6 protein-coding genes are annotated in these 5,773 nt (G+C 29.4%); all 6 read right to left on the reverse strand.

What is annotated here, in order from left to right; genetic code table 11:
- The coding region (locus tag ACHZC3_RS01095; protein WP_394758030.1) for an MMPL family transporter at positions 1–2,241 on the reverse strand (2,241 nt) is incomplete at its 3' end.
- 3 nt (positions 2,242–2,244) lie between these two features.
- Complete coding sequence (locus ACHZC3_RS01100; protein WP_394758031.1) at positions 2,245–3,426, reverse strand: DUF2062 domain-containing protein; 1,182 nt, start codon at positions 3,424–3,426, stop codon at positions 2,245–2,247.
- A gap of 12 nt (positions 3,427–3,438) precedes the next feature.
- A complete protein-coding gene (locus ACHZC3_RS01105; protein ID WP_394758032.1) occupies positions 3,439–3,924 on the reverse strand; it encodes a hypothetical protein in 486 nt (161 codons plus the stop codon).
- Between the two features lie 58 nt (positions 3,925–3,982).
- Positions 3,983–4,357: a 3-hydroxyacyl-ACP dehydratase gene (locus ACHZC3_RS01110; RefSeq protein ID WP_394758033.1), complete on the reverse strand. Its 375-nt coding sequence runs from the start codon at positions 4,355–4,357 to the stop codon at positions 3,983–3,985.
- Between the two features lie 5 nt (positions 4,358–4,362).
- Complete coding sequence (locus tag ACHZC3_RS01115) at positions 4,363–5,022, reverse strand: outer membrane beta-barrel protein (protein WP_394758034.1); 660 nt, start codon at positions 5,020–5,022, stop codon at positions 4,363–4,365.
- Between the two features lie 2 nt (positions 5,023–5,024).
- Positions 5,025–5,657, reverse strand: coding sequence for a hypothetical protein (locus ACHZC3_RS01120; RefSeq protein ID WP_394758035.1), 633 nt, complete (start codon positions 5,655–5,657; stop codon positions 5,025–5,027).
- Positions 5,658–5,773 lie beyond the last annotated feature (116 nt).

Consider the following 5,773-nt stretch of genomic DNA (forward strand, 5'->3'; position numbering starts at 1 on the left):
TGGCAATTCCGCTTTCCCAAAAGTGTGCTCTTTTTGTAAAGCCATGGTCATAAAAATACTATAATCGACACCAATTCCGAAGATTAGCGTGCAAACAATAATATTAATCACATTAAACTGAATACCGAATATTCCCATAATTCCAGTCGTGAAAATCCAACTTATTAATATTGGAACAATGCTTACAATAGCTAATTCTAGTCTTCTAAAAGCAATAAAAAGAACTAAAAATATGATGATAAAAGAATAATTTTCTAGGTTTTCGAAATTGGCTTTTAATGAGTTTAAAAACACTTCATTTGTTTCTTGTCTATCAATTACAACTGTATTTACTTGTTTTTTTATATCGTTTACAAATGAATCTCTTTTATCATTTGGCACTTTTACCAAAGTAGAAATGGTATAAAAATTATCTTTATTAGCAACGAATTCTTCCAGAAAGAATGACTTTACTTTTGCGTATTCTTGAAAAGAAATAGCATTAAAATTTTGATTTAAAGTTTCATAAAAGACAGAAAAAGTATTTTCTTTAAAACCATATTTATTTCCATTGGAAATTAAATTACTTTTAAGATTCAGTTTTTTTTCTGAATCCCAAAAAGAATTCCAATCCTGAATTTTTTGTTTCTGAATTTCTTCAGCAAAAACAATACCACCAATAGAACTAAAGTTTAGAATTTTTGCTGCTTTTTTGTCTTTTTCTAATACTGAAAATAGTTTGTTGTTATTCTCTAAAACTTCTTCATGATTTTTTCCGTGTGTAACCAGATAAATAGATTTTGAAGAAATATTGGCAATGTTTTCTAATTCTTTCTCTGTTTTTTTCAATTCTGGCGTCATAAAATTAAGTGATGACAAATCATTATTGAAAGTGACTTTCGAATAAGTGAAAAGCGAAATAATCAGTAAAACAAAAACCGAAACTATTAAAAATTTATTTTTATGATAGGAATAAGATCCTAATCTATCGATGAAGTTTAACTTTTGAACCGCAATTTCATTTTTTGTTTTGTACAAAAGTGGAATTAAAATCAATGAGAAAAACGAAGTAGCTACGACACTTAAAGCAGCGAAAATTGCCAAATCCTGCAAAGCTTCCGATTTGATAAAAAACAAGCACAAGAAAGTAATTCCAGTTGTAATTCCGCAAAGCATTAACGGTTTTGAAATGTCTTTATACAACAGTTTAATATCTTTTTTATTCCGCAAATGCGTTAAGACATAAATAGAATAATCGGTTGTTTCTCCCAATAAAATAGAACTAATCCCTAGAGAAATTGCCGAAATTGTTCCTTTGAAAAAGTATAAAACCGCTAAGGCAAAAATCGCTCCGAAAAGTGAAGGAATAAAAATGAGTATTGGTGTTGAAATATTTCTGTAAAAAAAAGCCAAAATCAGAATCAAAGTTACTGTCGCAAAAATGGACGTTTTTTGCACATCGGATTTTATTTGTGTAGCATTTGCAACTGCAACTGGCGTAGCTCCAAAATAACTCATGGCTACTTTATTTCCGAATTTAGTATTTAATTTGGTTTTTATCTTTTCTAATTCACCAATAAACAAAGTGTTTTTATCGGTTTCATTTGCAGGAAGTTTTGTTGTGAGAAACAACATTAAATTCTTCTTGTCTTTGGTTAAAACGAAGCCGTTTTGCAATTCGAAATCATCCCCAATACTTAATTGTTGTAATTTTTTTAGTGCTATGAATGAAATTCCCAACGGATCCTGAAGTATAAAATCTTTAGTAACCATTCCTGTAGGAGAAACTAACGATTTATAATCGGCTTCAACAATTTTTGAAATACTATCGTTATTTATTTTATTTTGAATCGTTGCATAATCGCTTTTATCTAAAAAAAGAGGCAAATGAGCATATACAAAATCGAAGGTTTCTTGTATGTTTTCTTCGTCTATTTTCCCTTGAAGCTTACCTACATAAGGTTTGCATTTACTGTCTAATTCGTCAATAAATTCATTGGCATATTGGGTTAAATCATCAGGAGAACCATTGTTTTTGCTTTTAATGATAATCGTTATTTTATCAGCAAAATTAACTTGTTCCAATACTTTTGATGTAACTCCAGATTGATCATTCGACGGAATGAGTTGTGTAATATTCTCTTGAAAAGAAATTCTTGAAGCAAAAAAACCAAAAGAAAAAAGTAAAGCAAATACAATTGCTGAAAATAGCAATTTATTTTTATTGGCGAATGAATTAAGTTTAAAGAAGAAATTCTGCATGCTTTATTTTTTGCTCCTAAAAGTACTAAAAACCGTTAATAAAAAATAACCAAAAAGACCAAAAGTAATAGACATTATGGTTGCTAAAACAAAGCTTCCTATAAGGTACTGAGCAATGTTGTTTTGAACATCAGCGAGACTCATTGAAGAATTTAACAACAATGGTTTTCCAGTCCTCACAAAATAACTGCCCATTTTTAAAGATCCATAAATTATAAAAGGAATAAAAACAGGAAAACTAACATTCGAAAAAGCAAATGCAATGAGTTTATTCAACTTAAAAAAAACAGCTAAAAAAAGCACAATAATAGTCTGAAATCCCCAAAAAGGAGCAATTCCTATAAAAGTCCCTAATGCAATTGAGAAGGATTTTTTTGCAATACTATCTTCATTATGCAATATATTTTCTAGTACAAATTTCTTAATTCCTTTTTTTTTTAATCTCAAAAAAAAATCTCTTGGTATGATATAAAAAATCGCGATTGCTACTAAAATTGTATTTAAAATGCTAATTCGAGTAAAATCTTTAAATGGTCTAAAATGCGAAACTCTTTCGCTTGGATCATATAAAACCTGAACTGGTATGTTCTTTACAGCAATTCCTTTCCAAGCGGCACGCACAATTACTTCGATTTCGAACTCAAATTTATTTGTAAAATAGTTTTTAGAAATCTTTTGTAAAGGATACGATCGGTAACCAGATTGAGTGTCTTCTAACTTGATTCCTGTTTCGAACCAAAACCAAAAATTAGAAAATTTGTTTCCAAAACTACTTTTCTTAGGCACATTTTCTTGCGTCATATTTCGGCTTCCTATGAGTAGAACTTCTCCATTAACATTAAGTTCATTAATAAAAGAAGGAATATCTGAGGCAAAATGTTGTCCGTCGGAATCGATTGTTATTGCAAAATCATAATTAAGCTCTAAAGCCTTTTTGAAACCATTTTGTAATGCGGTTCCTTTTCCAGCATTTTTTGGGTGATGAATTTGAGTAAGATTTGAATAGTTTTTTAAAATCTCTGTTGTCGAATCGGTCGAACCATCATTTACAACAATCACATTGGTGGTATATTCTAAAACAGAATCTAAAACACGTGCTAATGTTTTATGATTATTATACGTGGGTACAATAACACAAAAATTTAATGAATTTGTTCGGTTTATTTCGGGATTAAAAGTTTCCATTATGAACTTTAACTATTTGATAGTTTGTTTTTCATCGGAAGAAAAACTTTTGGATTGCAATATAAAACTTTTCAAATAAGCTCTCAAAGCATTAGATTGCTCGTTATAATGTGCTAAAATAAACATAGCATCTTCTTTCTTGTTCTTGTTGTATTTTACGATTTTAGGAACATTTTCCTGAATACTTAATCGGATTAATCGGATTTCGATATTATTTGGTTCGCTTCCAATAGCAAGTTCAACTAGTTTTGCGCCTTCTTTAAAACTTTTAATTTTGTCTGAAATTTTCTTTTCAAATTTTGCAGAAATGGTAACCGCTGACCCTTTGTAGGCTACTAATGTTTTATTGCTTTCGTTTGTAACCTCTGAAAGTTTTGACAAAAAATATTTTGATGTAACTTCAGAATTTGCTGCATTTGGATACAACTTCCTAATCTCAGCAATATCTGGATTGCTGAAAGAAAGCAGAAAATAGAAAATAGAAAATAGAAGTTTCATTTTTTATTTATTATTCGGTTATTTGTTTAATCGACTAACCGAATAAACAAATCAACGATTAAACGATTTTCTTATAAACGCTACTCAACTTCAAAGCTACAGTTTCGTTAAAATAAGTTGTGTTTTTTACTTTAACCAATCCTTCATCAGTTATTGTAATATCTAATTCTAAGCGCAATTCTGGTGTTACTTCTGGATTTATTAACGCCATGAATTTTACATTAGTTAAACTCTGCATAATTAGAGAGCTTTCTGTGATTTGCTCCGTAAGTTCTTTAATAATTTGCATCATACAAACTCCAGGCATAATAGGATTGCCTGGAAAATGTCCTTTGAAAACTTCATGTTTTTCATTAACAAAAATGATAGCCAAATGTTTCTGTCTATCATTTTTTTCTAATGAAATTACTTTATAAAAATCTTTTAAAAGCATATTTATTATTTTATATCAAATGTATAAGTTACTCCTAATTGGAATACTACATTTTTTGGATTACTATTATTAAAATCATAAACCGAAATAAATCCTTTTTTAACCCTAGCTTCTAAACCAAAGTTTTTAGTAAAATTATATCCAAATCCTGCTGTTAAAGTAAGATCAACATCATTTGATGAAGGGAAAAGAAAAAAGTCATCTGAATTCTCATTTGTAAACTTTGTTTTATCTACAACAAAATCTAAAGTTGGACCAACATGAAAGTTAAACTTGTCTGTAAACGTAAATTTATTAAGTATTCCAATCGAAAGATAAGACACATCAAATTTTGTTCTAGTCACTACATTGCCATTTCTTGAATCAAGATACGAACCTTGGTTAGAGTAATTAATCTCAGGTTGCAATGTGTAATATTTTGTAAGATGCAAAGCACCATAAAAACCTACATAAAAATCAGTTTTTGCTTTAAAATCGTCATTGTTATTTGTCGTTTGCACATAGTTTCCATTGTTATCATAATAATAACTCGTATTGTAATCATTTCCACTTGCAAAGTGTGAAAAATTTACTCCTCCGCGCAATCCTGGCTTAAATGTAACTTGTGCTTGATTTTGTGTAATTCCCAATAATGCAATAATGGCAACAATAAATAATTTTTTCATCTCTAATTTGTCTTTAAATAATTTAACTCGAATCTTAATTTTATATTATAATGCTGAATGATAATATTTTCGGCAAAAGTATTATTTTCTGAGGTAAAATGGATGTTAATTTGCTCTTTTCTTTTCGTTGCATGCGAAATTTTAAAGAGTTTATTATCTGTTTTTGATGCAAAAAGATAATTAAACTGAGCTCCATCTTCAGACTTGTATACTTTATTTTCTAAATCTTCTAACTGTCCTTTTATTAAAAACTGACTTTTTAGCAACAACCTAAAATCGCTTTTTAAAGTGTTAATTAAGATTTTTCTATTCAATTCATCAACAATCGAATTGACTTTAAAGTCAGTTTCAGAAATTTCAAAATCCAATAATTTATTACCGAATTCGGTTGTAAAAACAACCCTATGAGTCGTTGCATTTATCTTTTTTGCAATAAAGATTCCCGACAAATCATTACCATAAACCGAAATATTTGCTTTATAAACATAATCTATTTCAGTATTTGCAAAATACGGAGCGTTATAAACTGTGGTTTCTAAAGTTACTACCTTCAACTCTTTTTCAAGATTATTTGTAGCACAAGATGTAACTAAAAACAGAATGCTAATTAAATATAGAATTGTCGATTTTTGCATTTAATATTTTATTTTTCAATACAATACGTGTATAATCTTCCGACGACCACGATGGCACGTGGACGTGGAATGCGTCGGCGACCCCCCGCGCCACGGGTGAGACGCTGCCGCCGGAA

This window comes from Flavobacterium sp. (genome assembly GCF_043720215.1).
GTDB lineage: Bacteria > Bacteroidota > Bacteroidia > Flavobacteriales > Flavobacteriaceae > Flavobacterium.

What these genes read in the sequence shown, in the direction of transcription:
- ACHZC3_RS01120 (WP_394758035.1), bottom strand. Translation starts at nt 5,657, where the DNA reads ATGCAAAAATCGACAATTCTATATTTAATTAGCATTCTGTTTTTAGTT.
- ACHZC3_RS01115 (WP_394758034.1), bottom strand. Translation starts at nt 5,022, where the DNA reads ATGAAAAAATTATTTATTGTTGCCATTATTGCATTATTGGGAATTACA.
- ACHZC3_RS01100 (WP_394758031.1), bottom strand. Translation starts at nt 3,426, where the DNA reads ATGGAAACTTTTAATCCCGAAATAAACCGAACAAATTCATTAAATTTT.
- ACHZC3_RS01105 (WP_394758032.1), bottom strand. Translation starts at nt 3,924, where the DNA reads ATGAAACTTCTATTTTCTATTTTCTATTTTCTGCTTTCTTTCAGCAAT.
- ACHZC3_RS01110 (WP_394758033.1), bottom strand. Translation starts at nt 4,357, where the DNA reads ATGCTTTTAAAAGATTTTTATAAAGTAATTTCATTAGAAAAAAATGAT.